Source organism: Amycolatopsis sp. CA-126428, from assembly GCF_002904335.1.
In the GTDB taxonomy this organism is placed as follows: domain Bacteria; phylum Actinomycetota; class Actinomycetes; order Mycobacteriales; family Pseudonocardiaceae; genus Amycolatopsis.
The window spans coordinates 159,583-183,364 of the sequence record NZ_PPHF01000074.1 but is presented as its reverse complement, the minus strand read 5'-3'; the positions used below and the strand labels follow the sequence as shown (position 1 = coordinate 183,364).

Genomic DNA, 23,782 nt, shown 5'->3' with positions numbered 1-23,782 from the left:
CAGCGCCCGATCCTCTGCCCGCGAAGGAGAGCGATGCGACCCCTCGGCAACGTCCTGATCACCGGTGGCGCGTCCGGCCTCGGTGCCGCCACCGTCGACGCCGTCCGCAAGGCCGGTGGCACCCCGTACGTCCTCGACCGGGTCCGCCCGGACGACCCGGCCGAATACGTCGAAGCCGACCTGACCGACACCGCCGCGACCGAGGCCGCGGTGCGCGAGCTGGCCGAGCGCGCGGGCGGCCTGGACGGTGTCTTCACCGCGGCCGGCACCGATGCCTGCGGCCGGCTCGGCGAAGTGCCCACCGAAGCCTGGGAGCGGGTCGTCAAGGTGAACCTGTTCGGCACGGCCGCGGTGATCCGCGCCGCGCTCCCGTACCTGGAACGTTCGCACGGCACGGTCGTCACCGTCGCCTCCACCCTGGGCATCAAGGCGGTGAGCGACGCGACCGCCTACTGCGCCTCGAAGTTCGGCGTCGTCGGCTTCACCCGGGCGCTCGCCGCCGAGCTCGCCGGGCGCGTCGGCGTCACGCTGCTCATCCCGGGCGGGATGTGGACGCACTTCTTCGACGACCGCACCGACCAGTACAAGCCGCCGCCGGACGCCAAGCTCAACCAGCCCGAGCACGTCGCGAACACCGTCGTCTTCGCGCTGCAGCAGCCGCCCGGCGCCGAAGTCCGCGAGATGGTCGTGTGCGCGTCGGAGGAGGGGTCGTGGCCGTGAGTGCCGCGGTCCTCGTGCTGCGCGCGCTCGGCGTCGGGGACCTGCTGACGGCGGTGCCCGCGTTGCGCGCCCTGCGGGCGGCGTATCCCGGCGACCGGCTGGTGCTGGCCGCGCCGGAAAGCCTGCGGGACCTGGTGGAGCTGATCGACGCGGTCGACGAGCTGCTGCCGACCCCGAAGCTCGGCGAGCTCGCCTGGCCGGGCCCGCCGCCACGGCTCGCCGTCAACCTGCACGGCAGCGGCCCGGAGAGCATCCACGACCTCATGGCCGCCGACCCGGCCGAGCTGCTGACCCACCGCCACCCCGACTTCCCCGACGTACCCGGCCTTCAGTGGCGCGACGACCTGCACGAGGTCGACCGCTGGTGCCGGCTCGTCGAATACCACCACCTGGCGGCGGACCGGTCGGCGCTGGCCCTGCCCGTGCCGCCGGGCCCGGGCCCGGCCCCGGACGCCGTCGTGGTGCACCCGGGCGCGGCGTTCCCGGCCCGGCGCTGGCCGCCCGGGCGGTTCGCGGCCGTCGTGCGGGACCTCGCCGCGCGCGGGCACCGCGTCGTGCTCACCGGCAGCGCCGCCGAACGCGACCTGGCGGTTTCGATCGCCGCGGCGGCCGGGCTCGGCGAGGACGCCGTGCTGGCCGGGCGCACCGGCCTGGCGGAACTGGCCGCGCTGGTGGCCGGGGCGGCGCTCGTGGTCTGCGGCGACACCGGTGTCGGGCACCTCGCGACGGCGTTCGGCACGCCGTCGGTGCTGCTGTTCGGCCCGACCCCGCCCCGGCTGTGGGGCCCGCCGCCGTCCGCGCGGCAGCACGTCGTGCTCTGGGCCGGCAACGTCGGCGACCCGCACGGCGAAGAACCCGACGACGGCTTGCTGCTGCTCGGCGAAGAGCGCGTGCTCGCGGCGACGCGGGCGGCCCTCGAAGCGAGGGTGGCGCATGGCTGAGCACATCGGGATCGTCGGCGCGGGCTACGTCGGGCTGACGAGTGCCGCGTGCTTCGCGCGGCTCGGGCACCGGGTCACCTGCGTCGACGCCGACGAGTCCAAAGTGGACGAACTGGGCCGGGGCGTGGTGGCCATCGCCGAACCCGGCCTGGCCGAGCTGGTCGGCCAGGGCCTCGCCGACCGGACGCTGAGCTTCACCACCGCCCAGGCGGAGCTGTACGGCACGGACCTCGTCTTCCTGTGCCTGCCCACGCCGCCCGCCGAGGACGGCCGCCCCGACCTCGGCGTGCTCGAACACGTCGTGCCGCAGCTCGGGCGGCTGCTGCGGCCCGGCTGCGTGGTGGTCACCAAGTCGACCGTCCCGGTCGGCACCGCGGCGCGGCTGCCCCGCCTGCTGGGCCGCGACGACCTGCCGGTCGTGGCCAATCCCGAGTTCCTCCGCGAAGGGCACGCCGTCGACGACTTCCTGCACCCGGACCGGGTCGTCGTCGGCACCGACCCGGCGGACTCGCCGGCGGCCCGGCGGGTCGCCCGGCTGTACGAGCCGACCGGCGCCCCGGTGGTGGCGACCGACTCGGCCAGCGCCGAGCTCGCGAAGTACGCGAGCAACGCGTTCCTCGCCGTCAAGCTGTCCTACGTGAACGTCCTGGCCGAGCTGTGCGAGCGGTTCGGCGCGGACGTCCGCGAGGTCTCGCGCACCATGGGCCTCGACGCGCGGATCGGCCCGGAGTTCCTCGCCCCCGGCCCCGGCTGGGGTGGCTCGTGCCTGCCGAAGGACACCAAGGCCCTGCTGCACGCGGCCGAGGCGGCGGGCGTCGACTTCGGCATCCTGCGCGACGCGGTCCGCGTCAACGCCCGGCAGCGCGCCCGGGTGGTGCGGGCCGTGCGGCAGGCCGTGACGGGTACTCCCGCCGGGTCCCTCGCCGGAGCCCGCATCGGCCTGCTGGGCCTGGCGTTCAAGGCGGGTACCGGCGACCTGCGCGACTCCCCCGCCCTCGGCGTGGCGGCCGAACTCGCCCGCGCGGGCGCCGAGCTGACCGCGCACGACCCGGCCGTCAGGTCCGTGCCCGACACCGAGGCGGTCCAGGTCGTCGACGACCCGTACCTGGTGGCCAAGGCCGCCGCGGCGCTCGTCGTGCTCACCGAGTGGCCCGAGTTCCGGGACCTCGACTGGGCCCGGCTGGCCGCCGCGGCCGACCGGGCGGTCGTCGTCGACACCCGCAACCTGCTCGATCCCGATGTCCTCGCCGAGGCCGGATTCGCCCACATCGGCGTCGGCACCCATCCCAGGAGGCAGTCATGACCCTGCGCGTCCTCGCGCTGACCTGCACGCTCAAGCCGTCGCCGGCGAAGTCGAGCAGCGACCTCATCGCGCGGCAGCTGCTCGACCTCTTCGCCGAACGCGGGGCGACCGGCGAGCTGGTCCGCGTGGTCGACCACGACGTCCGCCCGGGCGTCGAGGCTGACATGGGCGAGGGCGACGAATGGCCCGATATCCGGCGGAAGATCGCCGCCGCGGACGTCCTGCTGATCGCCACCCCGACGTGGGTCGGCCACATGTCGAGCGTGGCGCAGCGGGTCCTGGAGCGCCTCGACGCGGAGCTGTCCGAAACGGACGACGAGGGCCGGCCGGCGATGTTCGGCAAGGTCGGGGTGGCCGCGGTCGTCGGCAACGAGGACGGCGCCCACAAGATCATCGCGGACCTGTTCCAGGCGCTGAACGACGTCGGTTTCACCGTGCCGGCCCAGGGCGCGACCTACTGGAACGGCGAAGCCATGCAGGGCGGCGACTACCAGGACCTCGAGGAGACCCCGGAGGCCGTGGCCTCGACGAACGCGACCCTGGTGCGCAACGCCGTCCACCTGGCCACGGTGCTGCGCGAGCAGCAGTACCCGGTCAAGTGATTACTCCATTCGAGTGACATCACTGGGCCGGACGAGTGTGGCGCAGGCCACGTGGGTAACCCCCTGAGATCGTCCATCCGCGTCAGGGGGCTCCACCATGCCGAACCGTGTCATGATCAGCCGCGACAGCAAACCGATCCCTTGCGAAGAGTGCGGCCTGCCCACGTTGCACGTCGCGCGGCTGCTGTCCGGTGACGGCACGCTGCTGGGCCAGACGATGGTGTGCACGGCCTGCCGCCGGCACCGGTCCGAAGCCGAAGCCGAAGCGGTCGCGGTCCAGTAGCGTTCAGCGTCTCTCCAGCTGTTCGAGGAGCAGCCGCGCGGGCAGCGTCAGTGTCCCCAGGCCCAGCCGGGCCGGGACGCCGTCTTCTTCCGCCGTCACCAGGCGCTTCTCGAGCTTTTCGAGCAGGGCGCGGCCTTCGTCCAGCTCGACCGGTTCCCCGGCCGTCGCCACCGACTGCACGACGCCGGCCAGGTGGTGCATCAGGTCGGCCAGCAACTCGCGCGCGTCCGGCCAGGGGTACTCGAACGGGTGCTCCCGCCGGCCCGCCGTCGTGCGCACCGCGGCGAGCAGCTGCGACACCGCGGGCCAGAGCCCGATGAGTGTCCGAAGGGGACGCTCGTGGCGCGTCCCGGCGGAGGGCCGCGCGCGGCGCAGGTTCAGCATCCGCCCTTCCCGCGTCAGGCCGACGGCCTCTTCGGCGGCCAGCACCTGGCTGCGCGTGTCCTGCTCGTGGGACAGCAGGCCGTCGAGGTCTTCCGGCGGCTCGTCCCGGCGGATCAGGTCGGACAGCGACTCCAGGAGGTCGGCCAGCGCTTTCCCGAGCCGCCCGGCCGCCGCCGCCAGCCGTTCGCCGTAGAGGGGCGGGAAGATCAGGGTGTTGACCGCGACGCCGATGGCCGCGCCCAGCGCCGTTTCGAGCAGGCGGTCGCCGAGCAGGACGGGTTCGCGGGCGGTGCCGTAGGAGATCACGAGCATGCCGGTGACGCCGACCCAGACGCCGGAGTCGCCGAACCGCCGCCAGCTCCCGGCGAGCAGGCCCAGGAAGACCACGGTGGCGAGGGCGACGGCCTGCCACGGGATGAACTGGCCCGCAACGGCGGCGAGGACGACACCGGACGCGACCGAGCCGACCTGCTGGAGCCACCCCCGCAGCGACCGGTAGACGGTGGCTTCGACGAGGAAAACGGCCGCGTACGGAGCGAGAAAGGGTTGCGGCAGCCGGAGGACGAGGGTGGCCAGCAGCCAGGCCGCGGTCGCGGCGAGGGTGGCTTTGGCGCTCTGGACGAGGATCCGGCGTTCGCGGCCGGGGACGCGGACAGCGCGGGCGATCCAGCTGACGGGGGTCCGGTCGTGGCGTTCTTCGTCCGATGAGGAGTTTTCGGCGCTCGGCGGGCGGAGCATGCGAGCGAACCGGCGCGCCGGGGTGCGGGCGTGCCGCTGCCCCTCCGGCGAGGAATCGCTGCTTCGCTCATCCCGGCCACCGGAAACCCGATCGTGCCGTTCCCCCTCCCCCAGCCGGTCCTCGCCCGGTCTTTCCCTCTGTCCGGTCATGCGGGCGGGGCGATGTGCACGAGCTTCGTCTGGGTCATCTCGTCGAGCAGCTCCGGCCCGTAGCCGTACCCGTTGCCGCTGCGGCCACGCGGGTGCGCCGCTCCGCCCGGGGCGCCGCCGAACACGTTGTTCACCTTGACCGTGCCCGCCGGCAGCTCGCGCCACGCTCGCTGCGCGTGGGCCATCGAGGCCGTCAGCACCGTCGCCGCCAGTCCGTAGTCGCCCGTGGCCGCTTCGGCCAGGCCCTGGTCGAAACTCTCCACCACCCGGACCGGCGCCACCGGGCCGAACGTCTCTTCCGTCATCACGCGCAGATCCGGCGCGCAGCCGGTCAGGACCGTGGCCGGGTAGTGCGCTCCCGCACCGTCCGGGACCGACCCGCCCGTCAGCAGCCGGGCGCCGCGGGCGACCGCGTCGGAGACGTGCGAATGCACGTGGTCGCGGTGCCGCCGGTCGACCAGCGGGGCCAGCGTCCGCGACTCGGCCTCCTTCACCAGTGCCGCAAGGAACGGCTCGGCGATCGCCGCACACACGTAGATCCGCTCGACCGCCACGCAGATCTGGCCCGAGTTGGCGAACGATCCCAGCGCCGCCTGGCCGGCCGCCCACGCCGGGTCGACGTCCTCGTCGATCACCAGCGGGTCGTTGCCGCCGTTCTCCAGCAACGTCTTCGCGCCCGTCGCGGCCGCGCTCGCGGCGATCGACCGGCCGGTCGCCGTGCTGCCGACGTGGGCGATGACGTCGACGTCGGCACGCATCGCCAGGATCGCGCCGACCCCGCCGTCGCCCTGCAGGGTCTGCAGCACGCCCTCGGGGAAGACGCCACCGAGCACATCGCCGAGCAGCTGCCCGGTGTGCGGGGCGCGCTCGCTCGGCTTGTGCACCACCGTGTTCCCGGTGACCAGCGCCGCCCCCAAGAGCCCGCAGGCGACCGCGACCGGGTCGTTCCACGGCGTGAGCGCCACGACCACGCCGTGCGGCTCGGGCACCATCAGATCCGTCGCACCGACGTCGCCGAGCAGGCTGCGGCCGCGGTGGACCGGCCCGAGCTCGGCGTACTGGGCCAACGTGCCCGCCCCGGCGAGGACGCCTTCGCGGGCTTCGTCCCGGGGCTTGCCGGTCTCCGCTTCGTTCGTGTTCGCCAGCTCGTCGGCGTGGGCCCGCAGCCGCTCCGCCGCGGTGTGCAGCAACGCCCCGCGTTCGGCGGCCGGCGTCCGGGCCCACTGCGTCCGGGTCCGGCGGGCCAGCGCGAGCGCCGCGTCGATCTCGGCTTCGCCCGCGGCCGGCACCGTGCCCACCACGCTGCCGTCGGCCGGGTTCCGGATTTCGATCGTCCCCGCGGTCATCCGCACCTCCTTCTCGTCGCCTGCCGGATACCCGCGCGCGGCGGCTTCGACACGCCGTTTGATCACCCCCGCCCCGGGTATCCGGTTCCGGTGACTGCTTCGCTCGACTACACCGTGGTGATCCCCACGACGGGCCGCGAGACGCTTCGGCCACTCCTGGAAACCCTTCTCGGCGGGCCCGACCCGCGGCCGGCGGAAATCCTCGTCGTCGACGACCGCCCCGGCGGGTCCGATCTCGACGTCCCCGGCGGCGTCCGCGTGCTGCGCTCCGGCGGGCGCGGGCCGGCGGCGGCGCGGAACCTCGGCTGGCGCACCGCGAAGAGCGAGTGGATCGCGTTCGTCGACGACGACGTCGTGCTCGCCCCGGACTGGGCGCGGCAGCTCGCCGCCGACCTCGGCTCGCTGCCGCCGGACGTGGCCGCCTCCCAGGGCCGCATCACCGTCCCGCTGCCGGCGGACCGGCGGCCGACGGACGACGAGCGCGGCACCGCGGGCCTCGAGCACGCCCGGTGGATCACCGCGGACATGGCCTACCGCCGTCGCGCGCTCGTCGAAGCGGGCGGTTTCGACGAGCGGTTCCCACGCGCCTTCCGCGAAGACTCCGACCTGGCGCTGCGGGTCGCCGAAGCCGGGCACCGGATCGACCAGGGCGAACGGCTGACCACGCACCCGGCCCGGCGGGCCGGGTTCTTCTCCAGCCTGAAAGCCCAGCGCGGCAACGCCGACAACGCGCTGATGCGGGCCAAGCACGGCGTCCTCTGGCGGCAGCGCACCGGCGCCGGGCACGGCCGGCTCGGGCTGCACGCACTGTCCACAGTGGCCGGTCTGGCCGCGCTCGCGCTGCCGGTGCTGCGCCACCACGGCAAGGCGCTGCTCGCGGCCGGGGTCTGGGCCGGGCTGACGGCGGAGTTCGCCACCCGCCGGATCCTGCCGGGCCCGCGCACCCCCGGCGAAGTGGCGCGCATGGTCGTCACCAGCGCCCTGATCCCGCCCGCCGCGTGCTACCACCGGCTGCGCGGGGAGATCGCGGCCCGGCGGCCCCGGCCCGAGGTCGCGGTGCTGTTCGACCGGGACGACACGCTGATCGTCGACGTCCCCTACCTCAACGACCCGGACGGCGTCCGCCCGGTGCCCGGCGCGGTCGAGCTCGTCCGGGGGCTGCGGGAGCGCGGCATCCCGGTCGGGGTGGTGAGCAACCAGTCCGGTGTCGCGAAAGGACTGATCACGCGGGAGCAGCTCGACGCGGTGAACGCCCGCGTCCAGGAGCTCTTCGGCCCGTTCGGCACCTGGCAGGTCTGCGTCCACGACGACGGCGACGGCTGCGCGTGCCGCAAACCCGCGCCCGGCATGGTGTTGCGCGCCGCCGTCGAGCTCGGCGTCGACCCCGCCTCCTGCGTGGTCATCGGCGACACCGGCGCCGACGTCGATGCCGCGCTGGCGGCCGGCGCCCGCGCGGTGCTGGTGCCGACGCACCGCACGCTCGAACCGGAGATCGCGCGGGCCCGCCGGGATGCCGCCGTCGCCCGGGACCTGTCCGAGGCGCTGCGCGTCGCCGGGGTCGCCGGATGACCCGGGTGCTCGTCGCCCGCCAGGACAACCTCGGGGACGTCCTGCTCGCCGGGCCCTGCATCCGCGCGGTCGCGGCGTCCGGGGCGCAGGTCACGCTGTTGACCGGACCGCACGGCCGCGCCGCCGGCGAACTGCTGCCGGGCGTGGCCGAGGTGCTCACCTGGACCGCGCCCTGGATCGACCCCGACCCGCCGCCGGTGACCGCCGAGGACACCGGTGCGTTCGTCTCGCTGATCCGGTCGAAGTCGTTCGGCCGCGCGCTGGTCCTGACGTCGTTCCACCAGTCCCCGCTGCCGCTGGCGCTGCTGCTGCGGCAGGCCGGGGTGCCGTGGATCGGCGCGATCTCCGAGGACTACCCGGGCAGCCTGCTCGACCTGCGCCACCGCGTCGACGGCGATCCACCGGAGCCCGTCCGCATGCTGTCGCTCGCCGAAGCGGCCGGGTTTTCGCTGCCGCCGGACGACCACGGCGCCCTGACGCTGCGGCGCCCGTTGCCGAACACCGCCCAGTTGACCGGCGGCGGCGCGTACGTCGTGGTGCACCCCGCGGCGTCGGTGCCCGCCCGCCAGCCATCGGCGGCCTGGAGCCGCGAAACGGTACGGGCCCTGGCCGCCGACGGGCACCGGGTGCTCGTGACGGGCGCGCCGTCGGAGCGCGCGCTGACCCGTGAGGTGGCCGGGACGTCGGCGGTCGACCTCGGCGGCCGGACGTCCCTGCCGGAGCTGGCGGCGGTGCTGTCCGGCGCCCGCGTGGTGGTGGCGCCCAACACCGGCCCCGCGCACCTCGCCGCGGCGGCGGGCACCCCGGTGGTTTCGCTGTTCGCCCCGGTCGTGCCGCAGGAGCGGTGGGCGCCCTACGGTGTGCCCACGGTGGTGCTCGGCGACCAGCACGCCCCCTGCCGCGCCACCCGCGCCCGCGTCTGCCCGGTGCCGGGCCACCCCTGCCTCGACACGATCGACCCCGCCGACGTCTGCCGCGCGGTGACGGCCCTGGCGCTGCCCGGCGCCGTCGCTCCGGAGACCGCCGAGGTAGCGCGGTGAGCGCGGCCCGGGCACGCAGCCCGGGCCGCGGGCGACGTCAGCCGCCGATCTCCTTGCTCACGCCGCTCGGCCCCTCGTAGGTCCGGTCCGGCAGGCTGCGCACGACGTCCAACGTGGCCGGGTCGGCGCCGTTCTTCTCGGCCGCCCGCACCAGGTCGGCCCGCTTCGCCGGGTAGTCGACGCCGGAGAGGTACTTCTGCAGTTCGATCGGGTTCGGCTTGCTCACGGGAACTTTTCCTTCCGTTCGGGAGCGGCGCGGTTACCCCGCCGTCCGGCCGACACACGCCGGCCGCCGCGTTTAGTCCCCGGCGGGGGTGGTAGCCGACCGGGAACGAAAGGAGCCGCCCGTGTCGCTCCCGGCGCCCCTACCCGCCGAAGCCGCTTCGCCGCGGCGTGCCGTCGTCACCGGTGCCGATTCCGGCATCGGCCGCGCGGTTGCCGTCGCCCTCGCCGGCGGTGGCCTGGACGTCGGCATCACCTACCACTCCGACGCCGACGGCGCGGAGGAAACCGCCGCGGAGGTCCGTTCGCGCGGCGTGACCGCGCACGTCCGGAAGCTCGACCTGACCGAGCTGCCCGGCGCCGCCGACGTCGTCGACGCGTTCGCCGAGGACCTCGGCGGCATCGACGTCCTGGTCAACTGCTCCGGCACGGGCAGCAGCCAACTCGCCGTGGACCTCGACTACGAAAAGTGGCGCCAGGTCCTCGACGTCGACCTCGACGGCGTCTTCCTGCTTTCGCAGCGCGCGGCCCGGCACATGATCGACGCCGGGCACGGCGGCCGGATCATCACGATCACCAGCGTCCACGAGCACGTGCCCCGCGTCGGTGCCGCACCCTACTGCGCCGCGAAGGCCGGTGCGGGCGCACTGACCCAGGTGCTCGCCCTGGAGCTGGCCCAGCACGGCATCACCGTGAACTCCGTGGCCCCGGGCGAAATCTCGACGCCGATGACGGGACAGGCCGACGCCGACCCGCGCGAGCAGGACCGGCCCGGCATCCCGCTGGGCCGTCCCGGCCACGCGGGCGAAGTGGCGGCCGCGGTCGCGTTCCTGGCGACCCCGGCGGCCGGCTACATCACCGGCACGTCGCTCGTCGTCGACGGCGGCCTGCTGCTGATGGGCGCCCAGCACGGGACCGCTTACCGCGATCACGACTGGCGTTCCCCGTGAGACCAGGGGCCCGCGTCCTGGCTGCAGGGACCGGCGCGGGCCCCGGCCGTGGGCCGGACGGCGGAACCCCCAGCCCGCCGTCCGGCCCCTTCCACTTGTCCGTTTTCCGCACGCGTGACGGGGTATCCGGCCGCGAAGGGAAGGAGACCCCCATGTCATCCGCCGAAATCCGCTCCCGGACCGCAGCGTCCTGGCTCCGCCCGGTCGTCGCCGTCCTCGGGCTGCTCTACCTCGTGCTGGGCATCGCCGGGTTCCTGACCCCGGAAACCGCCGCGGTCGGCCACGAGACCGGCCGCACGGTCTGGATCTTCAGCGTGACCCCGCTGCTCAACCTCGTCCACACGGCGGTCGGGGTGCTCGGGCTGCTCGCCGCGACCCGGCGCAGCGGGGCGCTCATCTACTGCTGGGTGCTGTTCGTCGGGTTCACCGGGATGACCGCGTACGGCATCCTCGCCACCGCGCTCGTCAACCCGGAGGACCCGATCAACCTGAACTGGGCGGACAACTGGCTGCACGGGCTGACCGCGGCCGCCGCGCTGGTGCTCGGCATCGTCGCGGCGCGGGCGGTCAACCGGACGGCCGCGCGTTCGCGGTGATCCCGGTCGTTTCGGCCCGTGGTGGCCGGGTAGCCGGGGAAGAACACCGCGCCAAGGAGGTTCCCATGCACCGCGAACCGGACATCCCGCCGTCGGGCGGCGGCACATGACCACGAGTGAGGCGGTGGTGGGTGAGCCCGCCGTCGTCGTGCACTACCGGCTGCACGCGGACTTCGCCGTCGGATTCCCGTGGGTGCGCAGACTTCTGGGTGCGCGCGCCGGGCTGGAGCTGGACGCCGCCGGCCTGCGCGTCCGGTTCGGGCCGTGGCTGGTCGAGACGCCGCTGAGCAACCTCGCCGGAGCGGAAGCGACCGGCCCGTACCGCGCTCTCCGCGTCTTCGGCGTCCGGCTTTCGCTCGCCGACCGCGGCCTGACCTTCGGAACGACCACGGAAGGCGGCGTGTGCCTCCGGTTCCGGGAACCCGTCCGGGGTATCGACCCGTGGGGACTGCTCCGCCACCCGGGACTGACGGTGACGGTGTCCGAACCGGACCTGGTCGCCGAAGCCATCAACCGGATAGTGGCGGATTCGTGACGGCGGCCCGCATCCTGGCCGTGGCGATCGACTGCCGTCAGCCGGACCTGCTGGCCGAGTTCTGGGCCGCGGCATTGGGCAGTGGGAAAACCCGCACGTGGACCGACTCCCATGGGCTCACCTACCGCCAGGTCGACTTCGACGACGGACCGGCGCTGTTGTTCCAGCCGGTGCCGGAGGAGAAGACCGTCAAGAACCGGCTGCACCTCGACTTGGCACCGGTGGCGGGCGACCAGCGGGCGGAGGTCGAACGCTTGGTGATGCTCGGGGCGAAGGTCCTCGACGATCCGGACGACGACCCGTGGATCGTGCTCGCTGATCCGGAAGGCAACGAATTCTGCGTGCTGCCGGCCCGCTGAAACCGCCCCCGGTTTCGCGTTGAGTCTCCCTCGAGGGGAGACGGCAGGCTGTGGGGCATGGACGACGAGAACCTCCTCACCATCGGGGCACTGGCCGCGCGGACCGGGCTGTCCGTCAAGACGATCCGGTTCTACTCCGACAAGGGGATCGTTCCGGCGACCTGCCACAACCCCGCTGGCTACCGCCTGTACGACATGGCTGCCCTGGCCCGCCTGGAACTGGTCCGCACGCTCCGTGCCTTGGACGTCGATCTGGCCACCGTCCGGCGCGTGCTGGCCGATGAGACCTCGCTGGCCGAGGTTGCCGCGGCGCATGCGGCGGCGCTCGACGTGCAGATCCGGGCCCTGCGCCTGCGGCGTGCCGTGCTGGCCGCGGTCGCGAAGCGGGGATCGACCCCTCAGGAGATGGATCTGATGCACAAACTGGTGAACCTGTCCGACGCCGAACGGCGTCGCTTCATCCATGACTTCATCGATGACACCTTCGGCGGTTTCGACGCCAATCCCGCCATGGTGGAGCTGCTGCGTTCGAGCATGCCGGAGCTGCCCGATGACGCCACGCCCGAACAGGTCGAGGCGTGGATGGAACTCGTGGAGCTGGTCCAGGACACCGGGTTCCGGGCCGCCGTCCGGCGGATGGCCGAATACCAGGCGGCCCAGCGCGCCGAGGGGGACACGACCGGCCTGCACCACGAGTTGACCGAGGCCGTGCGCGAAGAAGTCGGCCGGGCGCTGGCCGCAGGGATCGACCCGGACTCCGAGCCGGCCGCCGGCATCGTCGCCACGCTCGGCGCGCGCTACGCCGAGACTTTCGGCAAGGCCGACGACGACCGGCTGAAGTGGTGGATCCTCGAACGGCTCGAGGTCGCCGGCGATCGTCGTGTCACGCGGTACTGGCAGCTGGTGGCCGCCATCAACGGCTGGCCCGCGCTGCCGGATCTGGAACCGGTCTTCACCTGGTTCGGCCGGGCACTGCGCACTCGGCTCGACGGGCGCGCGGCCCGCCCGGGTCAGGCTTGCCCGACCGGGTCGCCGGCGTAGGCGGCCAACCGCTCCTCGAAGCCGTCCGCGGTGCCGGGTCTGCGGAAGTCCGGGGGATCCGGGCGCCCGGGGTACTTCTCGCCGTACAAGCCCGCCACGAACTCCACGACGGCTTCCGGCGGCGGCAGCACGTCGTCGCCCAAGTAGGCCAGCACGATGACGTCATCCCCGGTCGACGACTCGACCGCGGCGGCCCAGCCGTCACGTTCGTCCCACAGCAGCGCCGTCTCGTGGGCCGGGAACCGGGCGAGCCGCCGCTCCAGTGCGACGTACGCTCCGGCCGGGACGTCCACCTCGCAGAACCAAGCGGGTGCGTCCAGCTTGGCCGCGACGGCCAGCAGATACTGCCGCAGCCCGCGCGCTGCCGCGCCAAGCCCGTCCCGTTCGCTCATCCCGCTCCCGCCCCTTCGGTCGGTGCCCCATCGGGTGATACCCCGTCACCCACAGGGTCAATCCGGGGCTCCCCGAGTGGAGCAGCACGTCACCGGCGGTCCTCTTAGGAGCGCGCCGGGTCACGAACTGAGCAGGTTCAGCACGTCGTCGTCGCCCAGCTGGCGGAAATCGGCGTACCACTGACCGACCGCGCGAAAGTCCGGCGGTTCGCTGACGCAGACGACGTCGTCGGCTTCGCCCAGCACCCGCGTGACCGCGCCGGGAGCGGCGACGGGGGCCGCGAAGACGAGCGTCCGCGGCCGGGCCGCACGGAGGTCGCGCAGCGCCGCCGTCGCGGTGACGCCGGTCGCGAGCCCGTCGTCCACGAGGAGGACGTCACGGCCGGTGAGACCGGCGGGTGCCCGGCCGGCTCGGTAGTGCTGGAGCCGGCGGCGTGCTTCCGCCCGTTCGTGGGCCTCGGCCCGGGCCATCCGCGCGGCGGTCAGCCTCAGCGCGCGCAGAGCAGTCTCGTCGTAGATCGCCGGTCCGTCCCGGGTGACCGCGCCGACGCCGTATTCGCGGTGGCCCGGCGCGCCGATCTTGCGGGCGACCGCGACGTCCAGTTCGGCGCCGAGCCACCGCGCCACGACGGCGGCCACCGGCACGCCGCCGCGGGCGAGCCCGAGCACGACCGGGTCGGCCCAGGCCCGGCGCCGCAGCTCGCCCGCGAGCCGGCGGCCGCCGTCCTCCCGGTCGGCGAAGATCCGCGGACCCGCCTGCCGCGCGGACATCAGCTCACGGGCGCCACTCGTCGCGCCAGTCGGGGTGGGCTTCGTACACCGACGCGATGAGCTTGACGGAGGCGTCGTCGTGGACGTCGCGGATTTCGCGGCGCAGGAACTCGGCCTTCTCGGCGAACGGCACCGGGTGCCGGTCCTCCATGGCCTCGACCGGCCCGCCGGCCAGCAGCAGGCCGTCGCCGTTGTCGGCGTACATGATCCGCAGCCGCCCGCGCCGCTCGGCCTCGTCGATCTGCGGCAGTTCACCCGCCCGGACGCGCTCTTCGTCTTCCGCGAGCCGGGCGAGCACGAATTCGTCGAGCTTCGCGGTCGTGGTGTCGTCGAGATTCGTCATGGGCCCGGGATACCCGCCGGGCCACGGCCTCAAGCGTCCGCGCGGCTCAACCGCCGGGCGACCGCGAACCCGGTGCCGAGCAGGACGGCGCCCCCGGTGAGCCACGGCCACAGCGGCATCGAGCCGTCCGAGTCCGGGCTCGCCACCGCGGCGGCGGCCGGCACCGCGGCCGCCGGGCCCGCCACGGTGAGCCGGAACGGGACGGTGCCGGACACCGGGTGGCCGTCGGCGGACGTGACGCGGTACCGGATGGTGTAGGCCCCGGCCGGGCCGAGCGGACACAGCGGCGCGGAGACCCGGGCGTCCACAATGGACGCCGGACCGGCCTCCCAGTGCGACGTCCCGTCGGGCCCGAGCACCGCGAGTTCGGTGAACCGGTTTTCCACCGGCTCGTCGAACTCGAGCACGGCCTCGGCCGGGCCCGCGGCGACCGACGCGTCGGCGGCCGGCGAACTGGACACCAGGACGCTGTGCGCGGCCGCCGCGGGCGCGCCCAGCAGCACCGCGCCGGCGGCGGCCGCCAGCGCGGCGGCGATCCGGACCGGGAAAGACCAGCGGGAAGTCATGTTTTCTCGCCTTCTCGGGAATTCGAGCGATGCCGGAACCGTAGCGACCCGATCCGGGGTCATGACGGGAGGTCGTGAAACGGCTGTGTTAACCAATTCTCACCGGCGCGGCGCACCGCCACCGAAGGATCGGGCAAACCGGTCAGCTACTCCGACGGTTCGCCTGCCCGGTCACCCGAACAGTCCAGCAGAAGCGGCTTTCGGCGCAGCAACTCACCGGCTCAGGCCGTCTGCGGGCCGCTCGACTTAACCTGGCCTTCACGTGAAGATCACCCCGCGAAACGTGGCGGCTGGTTTATTGCTCCCACATCCCGCTCTTTCCCCGCCGCTCCGGAATTGCGTTTCCCGTGGGCGAATTCCCGTTCTCTGGAGGACGAAACCGTGCGAGGACCCGCCCTGCGCCGTGACCACGTCATCGCCGCGAGCCTGGCCGGCGCCGTCGTGATCGTCGTCGGCTACGCCTCCGGCCTCGGCCTGCGGCCGGGTACCGCCGCGGCCACCCCGCCCGCGGTCGCGGACGGCGGCCGCCCCGCCACACCGCGAACCCCCGGCGCGCAACCGGTTCCGGCCGGCCGGCTGCCCACGGGCGGCCCGGTGTCCCCGCTGCCCGCCATCCCGGTGGGCGGCCGGCCGGCGGACCCGGTGCCGTCGATGCCGCCGATGCCCGGTGACACCGGCGTGGTTCCGGTCGCGGACCCGGGATCCCCCGAGCCCGGGACCATGCCTCCCCCGGTGTCCTCGCCGGAGCCGACGACACCGGCACCACCGCCGCCGGGAAACGACGTGCCCGCGTGCCAAGCCGGTGTGCCGCAACAGGTTCTCGACACCGTCGGCGGGCTGCCCCTGCTCGGCTCCCTCACGACCGGGCTCGGGGTGACCGGGCCGGACGGGGCCGCCGCCCTGATCCTCGGCTACTGCCGCGCGGCCGACGGCGGGCTGACGCCCGCGATGGTGCCGGTACCGACGCCGACCGTCCCCAGTGGACGGTGAGCCGTGGACCCCGTCAAGGGCTGGTACGTGCTCGCCCGGACCGTCGACTACGCCGGTCTAACCCTGTTCGCCGGCGGGCTGCTGTTCCTCGCCGTGCTCTGGCCCGCCGGCGCCGGCCACCGCGGGGCTCGTTCGGTGCTGGTCACCGGGTGGGTCCTCGGCCTGGCCGGCACGCTCGCCGGCCTCGGCCTGCAGGCGGCGTGGGCCGCGCAGCGCCCGCCCGGCGACTTCCTGGCCTGGGACCTGCTCGGCCAGGCGCTGGACAGCCAGTTCGGGCGCATCTGGTTCGCCAGGGCGCTGCTGTGGCTGCTCGGCGGCGTGGTGCTGGCCTGGCTGCTGCAACGCGGCCGGGACGCGGCCACGGCGTTGCCCTGGCGGGTCGGGGCCGGGGCGATCCTGCTCGGGCTGCTCCGCACGACCGGGCTCACCGGCCACGCGGTGGAGAGCACCCGGCCCTGGCTGACGCAGCTGGCGGACTTCGCGCACCTCGCGGGCGCTTCGGCGTGGATCGGCGGGCTGGCCGTGCTGCTGTTCGGCGTCCTGGCCCGCCGGGACCCCGAAGAGCTCGCCTCGGTGATCCCCCGCTACTCGAAGCTGGCGATGACGTCGGTCGCCGTCGTGGTCGCCGCGGGCGTCGTGCTCGCGTGGCAGACCGTCGGCAGCGTCGGCCGCGTGTTCGGCACGGCCTACGGGCGGACGCTACTGGTCAAGCTGGCCGTGCTCGCCGTCGTGCTGCTGGCCGCGCAGTTCAGCCGCAGCTGGGTGGGCCGCCGCCTCGACTTCGCCGTCGTCCTGCGCGGGGACGCCGCCACCGTCCGCCCCTTCGTCCATTCCGTCGCCGCGGAGACCACGCTCGTGCTCGTGGTGCTCCTCGCGGCGAGCTTCCTCGTCACGGCCGGCCCCGGCCGCTGATGGCCCTGCGAAAGGAGTCCTCGATGGACAACCCCACCCCCACCGCCCCCGAGCAGCCGGAGGTGGTGCGGCGACGGCGGAGCTGGCCGGTCGCCGTGGCGGTTCTCGCACTGGCGACGGCGTTGTTCAGCCTCGCCACGCTGCGCGGCGACCGGACCGAGCAGGCCGCGCCGGGCCAGGCCGCGAACGTCGACCTGGCCGCCCTGGCCCAGCAGGGTCCCCTGGCCGTCCCGCTGTACCGGGGACTCGCGCAGGAACAGGCGGGCGGGGCCGCCCCGGCCGCGGCGCCGTCCGCCAAGCCGGTCGAAGCCATGGGTTACAAGTTCTCGCCGGCCGACCTCACGATCGACGTCGGGGACACGGTGACGTGGACCAACCACGACACCGCGCCGCACAACGTCGTGGTCACCGACGGGCCGGAGAAGTTCACCTCGCCGACCCTGCAGACCGGCCAGACCTTCAGCCACACCTTCACCAAGGCGGGCAAGTACTCGTACTACTGCTCGATCCACCCGGACATGAAGGCGACCGTCACCGTGACCGGCGCGGCCCCGACCAGTGCTCCGCCGACTTCCACCCCGACGTCCGCTCCGACGTCCGCGCCGACTTCGGCACCGAGCCACTCGATGCCGATGCCGTCCACCCCGGCCGGCGGCTCCTGCGTGCCGAAGGCGGTCCTGCAGCCGATCCTCGACCACATCAAGAGCGCGCACCTCGAGACCTCACCCGGTCAGCAGGTGCAGGTCATCCTCAACCTGGACCAGTACCTCAAGACCCACACGGTGTGGCTGGAAACCGTGCTCGCCCCGGTGTTCGACGGATCGGCGGGCCAGGTCGCCACCGACACGCTCGCGCCGATCATCGCGCACCTCAGGAGCGCACACCTCGAAGAGTCGCTGGGCCAGCAGGTGACCGATCTGCTGAACCTCGACCAGTACATCAAGACGCACACGGTGTGGCTCGAGAACGTGCTCACCCCGTTGCTGAACCAGGCGAGCTGCTGACGCTCGCCGTCGTCACGGGTGGCCCGGTTCCCGGCCGGGCCACCCGCTCCCATCCCCGGAGGCCACTCCTCATGTCCGACACCGCCGTCCTGCCCCGGACCGGCTACACCCTGCGCCGCGACCGCTGCGTCATCGAGATTTCCTCACGCCCGCCCCTGGTCCGCGGCCGGCTCACCGCGACCGGCGGGCACTGGACGCCCGGCTCGGCGCTCACGGTCACTCTCGACCCCGGTTCGCTGCGGACCGGGATCCCCTTCCTGCGCCGGGCGTTCCGGGGCAACGAGCTCACCTTCACCGCCGAAGAAGTCGCCGAGGACCCGTTCGTCGTCGAAGGCAGCGTGGCCGGGCGGGCGGTGCGCCTGCGCGGCGACGTCCGGCACCGGGACGAGGACGGCGTCGTCGTCTGGGCCGCCGGAGCCGTCCTCCCGGCCCGCCGGAAACCACCGCGCGCGGGCCGGTTCGGGCGGTGGCCGGCCCGCCGGCGGCTGCGCGTCGAGATCGCGATCGAGTTCGTCCGATGAGGCGCGCCGCCCTGGCCGTGACCGGCCTGCTGGTGTTCCTGAACGTGCCGCTCGCGAGCCCCGCCGCCGCGGCGACGCAGCAGGTCATGATGCAGGGCTACGCCTTCTCCCCCGCCGCGCTGACCGTCCGGGTCGGCGACACGGTCACCTGGATGCAGTACGACGAAGCCCCGCACGACGTCGTCACGACGAGCGCGCCGGTCGCGTTCCGCAGCCCGCAGCTTTCGGCCGGGCAGAGCTGGAGCTACACGTTCCGGCAGGCGGGCACCTACCAGTACTACTGCTCGGTGCACCCGGACATGCGGGCCTCGGTGACGGTGCTGCCGGCGCCCACGACCGCGCCGCCGAGCACCGCTGCGCGGCCGCTCCCGTCCCGGACCGCGGCCGGCGCGGTGCCGGTGGCCACCACACCCGCGGGGAACACTCCCCCGGCGACGACGTCCGCGGCCGCCGTCACCCCGGCCGCTCCGGCCACCCAGGCCAATCCGGCCGCCGCCGAGCCGCCACCCGCGGTGCAGCAGGCGACCGCGGCGACACCGGCAACCCTGGACCCGATGCTGCTGGTCGCCGGGCTCGTCACCGGGATCGCGGTGCTGTGCCTGCTGCTGCTGAGCTCGCGGCGGGCGTGAATTCCTGTCCGGAACCTGTCCCGGCAAAGGACTGGACCAATAATATCGGCTCGGCAGAATGGGAGCATCGCCCTTCAGCGCGGAAGGTGACCGATGCACTTCCTGGCTTTCCTGACGACCCTGGCCCTGGCCGCCGCTCCGGCCACCCCCGCTACCCCGGCTGCTCCGGCTGCTCAGACCTCCGTGGCCGCGACCCCGGCCGCCGCCCCGATCTGCGACAAGTACTGCGACGCCCGGGATCCGGCGCTGTCGCCCGGTGACCGCGAAGGGAGCGCGGCGACCACCGGGTCACGCCGGATCTCCCTGCACCTCGACGACGGCGACGACATGGGCTGGGCGGCGATCACCGGCGGCGGCGCCGGCGACCACGTCTGGCTGGACCGCTCGTTCGACGCCGGACGCACGTGGGCCTCGGGCAGCAAGCTCGGCGACACCGTGACGCCGTCGGGCGCGACGGGCTACCGGACGCTGATGTACAACGCCGACGACTGGGCGAACAAGGGCGTGGGGCTGTTGCGCGCGTGCGGGCAGCCCGCGGGGTCGGGGACCATCGCCTGCACCGGCTGGGCCCGGACGACCTGGAACGCCTGGGACCGCCGCACCGCGGCGGCGACGGCCCTGATGGAGCGGTACAACCTCGGCACCGGCCTGTTCGACACGACCGGGTGGTGGAACTCGGCCAACGCGCTCACCGCGGTCATCGACAACGCCCGGATCAGCGGTATGGGCAGCTACCGCTACGCGATCGACACGACGTACACGAAGAACCTGTCGGCGCAGGGCGGCAGCTTCCGCAACGACTACCTGGACGACACCGCGTGGTGGGGCCTGGCCTGGGTGGACGCCTACGACCTGACCGGCGACGGCCGCTACCTGAACACCGCCCGCGCCGACGCCGACCACATGTACGCGTACTGGGACGGCGTCTGCGGCGGCGGGGTCTGGTGGAACACCTCGCGCACGACGAAGAACGCCATCCCGAACTCGCTGTACATCCAGCTCAACGCGGCCCTGCACAACCGCATCCCGGGCGACACGGCGTACCTGGCGCGCGCCCGCGCGGGCTGGACGTGGTTCTCGGGCAGCGGCGTGATCAACAGCGGGAACCTGGTCAACGACGGCCTGAACACGGCGACGTGCGCCAACAACGGCCAGCCCGTCTGGACCTACAACCAGGGCGTGCCCCTGGCGGCGCTGACCGAGCTCCACCGCGCCACCGGCGACGCGAGCCTGCTGACGAAGGCCCGCGCGATGGCGAACGCGTCGACGACGAACGCGGCCCTCAACCCGGGCGGGATCCTCCGCGACCCGGGCGAGACGGCCGGCGGAGGCGGCCTCGACGGCCCGACGTTCAAGGGCGTGTACGTCCGGGACCTGGCGGTGCTGAACGCCGCCCTGCCCGATCATCCGTACCCGGCCTACCTGCAGCGGCAGGCGAACGCGGCGTACGCGAACGACCGGAACAGCGCGGAGGCGTACGGGCTGATGTGGGCGGGCCCGTTCGACCAGACCGACGCGGCCCGGCAGCAGAGCGCGCTCGACCTGATGAACGCGGCCCCGTGAGCCCCTGCCGGGTGGCGTCGCGGGCCATCCGGCGGAGGCCTTGGGCGATACTGGTGCGGCCTGCGGTGCACAGGGTGGCCATGGCGCGGGGTGCGGTGTCGGTGGCGAGGTTGTGACGCCGTGGCCGATGTGGGTTTCGCGTTTCCGCTGGCGCGTTCGGTGCGGTATCGGGTGATCTCGAAAGCTGTTGCCACGTCAGGGAAATCGAGATCGCCGGGGCCAGACCGACGCGGCCCGGCAGCAGAGCGCGCTCGACCTGACGAACGCGGCCCCGTGAGCCCGGGCGGGTGCGAACCCGCCCGGGCCTCGGCTCAGAGCGTCTTCTCCAGCCGGCCGGACAGCAGCTTGATGAACCGCGACGGATCGGCCAGCTCGCCGCCCTCCGCCAGCAGGGCCATGCCGTAGAGCAGCTCGGCCGTCTCGGCCAGGCCCTCGTCGTCCGGCCGGGATGCGTGCGCCTCGCGCAGCCCCGTCACCAGGCCGTGCTCCGGGTTGAGCTCGAGGATGCGCTTGATCGGCGGCAGCTCCTGCCCCATCGCGCGGTACATCTTCTCGAGCGTCGGGGTCAGGTCGTGCGTGTCGCCGACGATGCACGCGGGCGACGTCGTCAGCCGCGACGAGAGGCGCACCTCCTTGACGGTCTCGCCCAGCGCGGTCCCCATCCAGGTCAGCAGGCTCTCGAAGTCCTTGTTCTGCTGTTCGCGGGCGACCTCGGTGGCCTTCTTGTCCTCTTCCGACTCGAGGTCGACCTGGCCCTTCGCGATCGACTGGAACTGCTTGCCGTCGAAGCCCGGCACCGAGTCGACCCACATCTCGTCGATCGGGTCGGTCAGCACCAGCACCTCGAAGCCCTTGGCGCGGAACGCCTCCATGTGCGGCGAGTTCTCGATCGCGGACCGCGATTCGCCGGTCATGAAGTAGATGTGCTCCTGGCCCTCCTTCATCCGCGAGACGTACTCGCGCAGCGAAGTCGGCTTCTCGGCGTCGTGCGTCGAGGCGAACGACGAGATCTCGAGGATGGCTTCGCGGTTCTCGAAGTCGTCGAGCAGGCCCTCCTTGACCGCCCGGCCGAACTCGCGCCAGAAGGTCGCGTACTTCTCGGCGTCGGCGGTCATCATCGTCTTGACCGTCGACAGGACCTTCTTCACCAGCCGGCGGCGGATCAGCTGGATCTGCCTGTCCTGCTGGAGGATCTCCCGCGAGACGTTGAGCGAGAGGTCCTGGGCGTCGACGACGCCCTTGACGAACCGCAGGTACTCGGGGACCAGCGACTCGCAGTCGTCCATGATGAACACGCGCTTGACGTAGAGCTGGACGCCGCGCTTGCGCTCGCGCAGGAACAGGTCCATCGGCGCGTGCGAGGGCAGGAACAGCAGCGCCTGGTACTCGAACGTTCCCTCGGCCTGCAGCCGGATCGTCTCGAGCGGGTCCTGCCAGTCGTGGCTGACGTGCTTGTAGAACTCGTGGTACTCGTCCTCGGTGACCTCGCTCGACGAGCGCGCCCACAGCGCCTTCATCGAGTTGACGGTCTCGACCTCGGCGGCTTCGCCCTCGCCCGTCATCCGGATGGGCCAGGTGATGAAGTCGGAGTACTTCTTCACGATTTCGCGGATCTTCGCCGCGGACGTGTAGTCGTAGAGGTGGTCCTCGGTGTCCTCGGGCTTGAGGTGCAGGGTGACCGCGGTGCCCTGGGGCGCGTCTTCGACCGGCTGGATCGTGTACGTGCCTTCACCGGCCGACTCCCAGCGGACGCCCTCGGCAGTGCCGGCGCGGCGCGTGACGAGGGTGACCTTGTCCGCGACCATGAAGCTCGCGTAGAACCCGACGCCGAACTGCCCGATGAGGTCCTGGGACGCCGCCGCGTCCTTCGCCTCCTTGAGCTTGGTCAGGAAGTCGGCGGTGCCGGACTTGGCGATCGTCCCGATCAGGGCGACGACCTCCTCGCGGGTCATGCCGATGCCGTTGTCGCGCACCGTCAGGGTCCGCGCCTCCGGGTCGGTCTCGATCGCGATGTGCAGGTCGGACGTGTCCGCCTCGAGGTCCTTGTCGCGGTACGACTCCAGCCTCAGCTTGTCGAGGGCGTCGGAGGCGTTGGACACGAGCTCCCGCAGGAACGTGTCCTTGTTCGAATAGATCGAATGGATCATCAGCTGGAGCAGCTGACGCGCTTCCGACTGGAACTCCAGCGTCTCGATCGGGGCAGTCACTTCCATCCCTTTCCGCGTGTCCGAAGGCCGTTGTTGGGTCGATCCTACCGAGTGGGTCCGACAGTTCCGACCGCGCACTTTATGAACGCAATCGCCGAGCCGGCGGCTCCCGGTGTGATGCTGGCCACGCCCCGCTGCCGATCAAGGAGGATCGAGTGCCCGGACGCTTCCCCCGATGGGCGGCCGTGTTCGCCGCGGCCTGTGCCCTGACCACCGCCTTCGCCGCGCCCGCCGCCGCGGGCGGCGTCGCCGACCACCCCGTGCCCACCACCGGCTGCGGGCGCGCGCCCGGGTTCCCGGCCGGCGTGACGACCACCCGGCACGTCACCTCGGGCGGCCTCGACCGCGAGTACACCGTCCACCTGCCCGCCGGGTACCGCCCGTGGCGGCCGTACCCGCTGGTCCTGTCCTTCCACGGCCACAAGCGGACGTCCCAGTACCAGGAGGAGCTGTCCGGCTTCTCGGCGCTGGACGCGATCGCCGTCTACCCGCAGGGCCTGATCGGCACCGACGGCGAATCCGCCTGGACCGGGGCGCCCTACTCGGCCGCCGCGGACGACGTCCTGTTCACCAGTGACCTGCTGACCGCGCTGCAGCGCACGCTGTGCGTCGACCCCGGCCGGATCTTCGCGGCCGGCAAGTCCAACGGCGGCGGGTTCACCGGCGTGCTCGCCTGCCGGCTGGCGGGCCGGATCGCCGCGTTCGCGCCGGTGTCCGGCGCGTTCTACCCGCAGGGCGGCGCCTGCCACCCGAGCCGGCCCGTGCCGGTCCTCGACTTCCACGGCACGGCCGACACGACGATCCCCTACGCCGGCAACCCGGCGAAGGGCCTGCCCGCGATCCCGGACTGGCTGGCGGCCTGGTCCACAAGGGACGGTTGCCGGCCCGCTCCGGTGCCGTGGACGCCGGTCGCCGGGGTCGTCGCCGAGAAGTGGCTCGGCTGCGACCGGCGCGGCGCCCTCGAGCACTACCGCGTCGAAGGCGCCGGGCACGTCTGGCCCAGCACCCGGCCGAACAACGATTCCGCGACGCCCACGGTGCTCGACGCGACGCCGGTGATTTGGCGGTTCTTCCGCGCGCATCCCCTGCGGTGAAACGCGATTGA

27 protein-coding genes are annotated in these 23,782 nt (G+C 73.3%); 19 read left to right on the top strand and 8 right to left on the bottom strand.

What is annotated here, in order from left to right:
- The first annotated feature begins 33 nt into the window (after nucleotides 1-33).
- The 5 genes from C2L58_RS19265 (at nucleotide 34) to C2L58_RS19245 (ending at nucleotide 3,849) form a co-directional block, all read left to right on the top strand.
- On the top strand, nucleotides 34-720 hold the full coding sequence (locus C2L58_RS19265; RefSeq protein WP_103338969.1) for an SDR family oxidoreductase: 687 nt from the start codon (nucleotides 34-36) through the stop codon (nucleotides 718-720).
- Nucleotides 711-1,661 (top strand): glycosyltransferase family 9 protein, encoded by a 951-nt coding sequence (locus tag C2L58_RS19260; RefSeq protein ID WP_103338968.1) that lies wholly within the window; start codon nucleotides 711-713, stop codon nucleotides 1,659-1,661. The genes C2L58_RS19265 and C2L58_RS19260 overlap by 10 nt, the downstream gene beginning before the upstream one ends.
- Nucleotides 1,654-2,964, top strand: a complete 1,311-nt coding sequence (locus C2L58_RS19255) for a UDP-glucose dehydrogenase family protein (protein WP_103338967.1) — start codon at nucleotides 1,654-1,656, stop codon at nucleotides 2,962-2,964. Before C2L58_RS19260 ends, C2L58_RS19255 begins: the two co-directional genes overlap by 8 nt.
- On the top strand, nucleotides 2,961-3,566 hold the full coding sequence (locus C2L58_RS19250; protein WP_103338966.1) for a flavodoxin family protein: 606 nt from the start codon (nucleotides 2,961-2,963) through the stop codon (nucleotides 3,564-3,566). Before C2L58_RS19255 ends, C2L58_RS19250 begins: the two co-directional genes overlap by 4 nt.
- Nucleotides 3,567-3,663: 97 nt before the next feature.
- Nucleotides 3,664-3,849, top strand: coding sequence for a hypothetical protein (locus C2L58_RS19245; RefSeq protein ID WP_103338965.1), 186 nt, complete (start codon nucleotides 3,664-3,666; stop codon nucleotides 3,847-3,849).
- 3 nt (nucleotides 3,850-3,852) lie between these two features.
- Here the strand turns inward: C2L58_RS19245 and C2L58_RS19240 are convergent, their stop codons facing one another.
- Both C2L58_RS19240 and C2L58_RS19235 read right to left on the bottom strand, forming a co-directional pair.
- The gene (locus C2L58_RS19240) at nucleotides 3,853-4,971 is read right to left on the bottom strand and encodes an FUSC family protein (protein WP_103338964.1); all 1,119 of its coding nucleotides are present in this window, start codon (nucleotides 4,969-4,971) and stop codon (nucleotides 3,853-3,855) included.
- A 146-nt stretch (nucleotides 4,972-5,117) separates the two neighbouring features.
- On the bottom strand, nucleotides 5,118-6,467 hold the full coding sequence (locus C2L58_RS19235) for an aldehyde dehydrogenase family protein (protein WP_103339419.1): 1,350 nt from the start codon (nucleotides 6,465-6,467) through the stop codon (nucleotides 5,118-5,120).
- A gap of 90 nt (nucleotides 6,468-6,557) precedes the next feature.
- Between C2L58_RS19235 and C2L58_RS19230 the strand changes: the two genes are divergently transcribed.
- On the top strand, nucleotides 6,558-8,036 hold the full coding sequence (locus tag C2L58_RS19230; RefSeq protein ID WP_103338963.1) for an HAD-IIIA family hydrolase: 1,479 nt from the start codon (nucleotides 6,558-6,560) through the stop codon (nucleotides 8,034-8,036).
- On the top strand, nucleotides 8,033-9,076 hold the full coding sequence (locus C2L58_RS19225; protein ID WP_103338962.1) for a glycosyltransferase family 9 protein: 1,044 nt from the start codon (nucleotides 8,033-8,035) through the stop codon (nucleotides 9,074-9,076). Before C2L58_RS19230 ends, C2L58_RS19225 begins: the two co-directional genes overlap by 4 nt.
- A gap of 37 nt (nucleotides 9,077-9,113) precedes the next feature.
- Here C2L58_RS19225 and C2L58_RS19220 read toward each other — a convergent pair whose 3' ends face one another.
- A complete protein-coding gene (locus C2L58_RS19220; protein WP_103338961.1) occupies nucleotides 9,114-9,302 on the bottom strand; it encodes a DUF2795 domain-containing protein in 189 nt (62 codons plus the stop codon).
- 121 nt (nucleotides 9,303-9,423) lie between these two features.
- Between C2L58_RS19220 and C2L58_RS19215 the strand changes: the two genes are divergently transcribed.
- From C2L58_RS19215 to C2L58_RS19195, 5 genes are all read left to right on the top strand, one after another.
- Nucleotides 9,424-10,248 carry an SDR family oxidoreductase gene (locus tag C2L58_RS19215; RefSeq protein WP_103338960.1) on the top strand — a complete coding sequence of 275 codons (825 nt, stop codon included), beginning with the start codon at nucleotides 9,424-9,426 and terminating at the stop codon, nucleotides 10,246-10,248.
- 152 nt (nucleotides 10,249-10,400) lie between these two features.
- Entirely contained in the window at nucleotides 10,401-10,844 is a 444-nt protein-coding gene (locus C2L58_RS19210; protein ID WP_103338959.1) for a DUF4383 domain-containing protein, read from the top strand.
- Nucleotides 10,845-10,950: 106 nt separating this feature from the next.
- Nucleotides 10,951-11,379, top strand: a complete 429-nt coding sequence (locus tag C2L58_RS19205) for a hypothetical protein (protein WP_103338958.1) — start codon at nucleotides 10,951-10,953, stop codon at nucleotides 11,377-11,379.
- Complete coding sequence (locus tag C2L58_RS19200) at nucleotides 11,376-11,738, top strand: VOC family protein (RefSeq protein WP_103338957.1); 363 nt, start codon at nucleotides 11,376-11,378, stop codon at nucleotides 11,736-11,738. The genes C2L58_RS19205 and C2L58_RS19200 overlap by 4 nt, the downstream gene beginning before the upstream one ends.
- Nucleotides 11,739-11,795: 57 nt before the next feature.
- Complete coding sequence (locus C2L58_RS19195) at nucleotides 11,796-12,779, top strand: MerR family transcriptional regulator (RefSeq protein WP_103338956.1); 984 nt, start codon at nucleotides 11,796-11,798, stop codon at nucleotides 12,777-12,779.
- Here the strand turns inward: C2L58_RS19195 and C2L58_RS19190 are convergent.
- The 4 genes from C2L58_RS19190 to C2L58_RS19175 all read right to left on the bottom strand — a co-directional run bounded on the left by C2L58_RS19190 (nucleotide 12,749) and on the right by C2L58_RS19175 (nucleotide 14,851).
- Nucleotides 12,749-13,171, bottom strand: a complete 423-nt coding sequence (locus C2L58_RS19190; RefSeq protein ID WP_103338955.1) for a DUF6292 family protein — start codon at nucleotides 13,169-13,171, stop codon at nucleotides 12,749-12,751. The two genes, C2L58_RS19195 and C2L58_RS19190, sit on opposite strands and share 31 nt — an antisense overlap.
- Nucleotides 13,172-13,291: 120 nt before the next feature.
- On the bottom strand, nucleotides 13,292-13,942 hold the full coding sequence (locus tag C2L58_RS19185; RefSeq protein ID WP_103338954.1) for a phosphoribosyltransferase: 651 nt from the start codon (nucleotides 13,940-13,942) through the stop codon (nucleotides 13,292-13,294).
- A 4-nt stretch (nucleotides 13,943-13,946) separates the two neighbouring features.
- The gene (locus C2L58_RS19180; protein ID WP_103338953.1) at nucleotides 13,947-14,285 is read right to left on the bottom strand and encodes a DUF6221 family protein; all 339 of its coding nucleotides are present in this window, start codon (nucleotides 14,283-14,285) and stop codon (nucleotides 13,947-13,949) included.
- Nucleotides 14,286-14,314: 29 nt separating this feature from the next.
- Entirely contained in the window at nucleotides 14,315-14,851 is a 537-nt protein-coding gene (locus C2L58_RS19175) for a copper resistance CopC family protein (RefSeq protein ID WP_103338952.1), read from the bottom strand.
- Nucleotides 14,852-15,232: 381 nt separating this feature from the next.
- Between C2L58_RS19175 and C2L58_RS19170 the strand changes: the two genes are divergently transcribed.
- From C2L58_RS19170 to C2L58_RS19145, 6 genes are all read left to right on the top strand, one after another.
- A complete protein-coding gene (locus C2L58_RS19170; protein ID WP_103338951.1) occupies nucleotides 15,233-15,841 on the top strand; it encodes a hypothetical protein in 609 nt (202 codons plus the stop codon).
- A gap of 3 nt (nucleotides 15,842-15,844) precedes the next feature.
- On the top strand, nucleotides 15,845-16,753 hold the full coding sequence (locus C2L58_RS19165) for a CopD family protein (RefSeq protein WP_103338950.1): 909 nt from the start codon (nucleotides 15,845-15,847) through the stop codon (nucleotides 16,751-16,753).
- A 23-nt stretch (nucleotides 16,754-16,776) separates the two neighbouring features.
- Nucleotides 16,777-17,757 carry a plastocyanin/azurin family copper-binding protein gene (locus C2L58_RS19160; protein WP_103338949.1) on the top strand — a complete coding sequence of 327 codons (981 nt, stop codon included), beginning with the start codon at nucleotides 16,777-16,779 and terminating at the stop codon, nucleotides 17,755-17,757.
- A 71-nt stretch (nucleotides 17,758-17,828) separates the two neighbouring features.
- A complete protein-coding gene (locus C2L58_RS19155) occupies nucleotides 17,829-18,278 on the top strand; it encodes a hypothetical protein (RefSeq protein ID WP_103338948.1) in 450 nt (149 codons plus the stop codon).
- Complete coding sequence (locus C2L58_RS19150; protein WP_103338947.1) at nucleotides 18,275-18,907, top strand: cupredoxin domain-containing protein; 633 nt, start codon at nucleotides 18,275-18,277, stop codon at nucleotides 18,905-18,907. The genes C2L58_RS19155 and C2L58_RS19150 overlap by 4 nt, the downstream gene beginning before the upstream one ends.
- Before the next feature lie 93 nt (nucleotides 18,908-19,000).
- Complete coding sequence (locus C2L58_RS19145; protein WP_103338946.1) at nucleotides 19,001-20,470, top strand: glycoside hydrolase family 76 protein; 1,470 nt, start codon at nucleotides 19,001-19,003, stop codon at nucleotides 20,468-20,470.
- A 311-nt stretch (nucleotides 20,471-20,781) separates the two neighbouring features.
- On the opposite strand, the gene htpG is transcribed toward C2L58_RS19145, so the two are convergent.
- A complete protein-coding gene (gene htpG / locus C2L58_RS19140; RefSeq protein ID WP_199191333.1) occupies nucleotides 20,782-22,677 on the bottom strand; it encodes a molecular chaperone HtpG in 1,896 nt (631 codons plus the stop codon).
- A gap of 155 nt (nucleotides 22,678-22,832) precedes the next feature.
- Here htpG and C2L58_RS19135 point away from each other — a divergent pair, with 155 nt between their 5' ends.
- Nucleotides 22,833-23,771, top strand: coding sequence for an alpha/beta hydrolase family esterase (locus C2L58_RS19135; RefSeq protein ID WP_103338944.1), 939 nt, complete (start codon nucleotides 22,833-22,835; stop codon nucleotides 23,769-23,771).
- Nucleotides 23,772-23,782 lie beyond the last annotated feature (11 nt).

Excerpts from the sequence above, each read along its gene's own strand:
- C2L58_RS19265 (WP_103338969.1), top strand. The coding sequence starts at position 34 with ATGCGACCCCTCGGCAACGTCCTGATCACCGGTGGCGCGTCCGGCCTC.
- C2L58_RS19255 (WP_103338967.1), top strand. The coding sequence starts at position 1,654 with ATGGCTGAGCACATCGGGATCGTCGGCGCGGGCTACGTCGGGCTGACG.
- C2L58_RS19250 (WP_103338966.1), top strand. The coding sequence starts at position 2,961 with ATGACCCTGCGCGTCCTCGCGCTGACCTGCACGCTCAAGCCGTCGCCG.
- C2L58_RS19245 (WP_103338965.1), top strand. The coding sequence starts at position 3,664 with ATGCCGAACCGTGTCATGATCAGCCGCGACAGCAAACCGATCCCTTGC.
- C2L58_RS19240 (WP_103338964.1), bottom strand. The coding sequence starts at position 4,971 with ATGCTCCGCCCGCCGAGCGCCGAAAACTCCTCATCGGACGAAGAACGC.
- C2L58_RS19235 (WP_103339419.1), bottom strand. The coding sequence starts at position 6,467 with ATGACCGCGGGGACGATCGAAATCCGGAACCCGGCCGACGGCAGCGTG.
- C2L58_RS19225 (WP_103338962.1), top strand. The coding sequence starts at position 8,033 with ATGACCCGGGTGCTCGTCGCCCGCCAGGACAACCTCGGGGACGTCCTG.
- C2L58_RS19210 (WP_103338959.1), top strand. The coding sequence starts at position 10,401 with ATGTCATCCGCCGAAATCCGCTCCCGGACCGCAGCGTCCTGGCTCCGC.
- C2L58_RS19205 (WP_103338958.1), top strand. The coding sequence starts at position 10,951 with ATGACCACGAGTGAGGCGGTGGTGGGTGAGCCCGCCGTCGTCGTGCAC.
- C2L58_RS19195 (WP_103338956.1), top strand. The coding sequence starts at position 11,796 with ATGGACGACGAGAACCTCCTCACCATCGGGGCACTGGCCGCGCGGACC.
- C2L58_RS19190 (WP_103338955.1), bottom strand. The coding sequence starts at position 13,171 with ATGAGCGAACGGGACGGGCTTGGCGCGGCAGCGCGCGGGCTGCGGCAG.
- C2L58_RS19185 (WP_103338954.1), bottom strand. The coding sequence starts at position 13,942 with ATGTCCGCGCGGCAGGCGGGTCCGCGGATCTTCGCCGACCGGGAGGAC.
- C2L58_RS19180 (WP_103338953.1), bottom strand. The coding sequence starts at position 14,285 with ATGACGAATCTCGACGACACCACGACCGCGAAGCTCGACGAATTCGTG.
- C2L58_RS19175 (WP_103338952.1), bottom strand. The coding sequence starts at position 14,851 with ATGACTTCCCGCTGGTCTTTCCCGGTCCGGATCGCCGCCGCGCTGGCG.
- C2L58_RS19160 (WP_103338949.1), top strand. The coding sequence starts at position 16,777 with ATGGACAACCCCACCCCCACCGCCCCCGAGCAGCCGGAGGTGGTGCGG.
- C2L58_RS19155 (WP_103338948.1), top strand. The coding sequence starts at position 17,829 with ATGTCCGACACCGCCGTCCTGCCCCGGACCGGCTACACCCTGCGCCGC.
- C2L58_RS19150 (WP_103338947.1), top strand. The coding sequence starts at position 18,275 with ATGAGGCGCGCCGCCCTGGCCGTGACCGGCCTGCTGGTGTTCCTGAAC.
- C2L58_RS19145 (WP_103338946.1), top strand. The coding sequence starts at position 19,001 with ATGCACTTCCTGGCTTTCCTGACGACCCTGGCCCTGGCCGCCGCTCCG.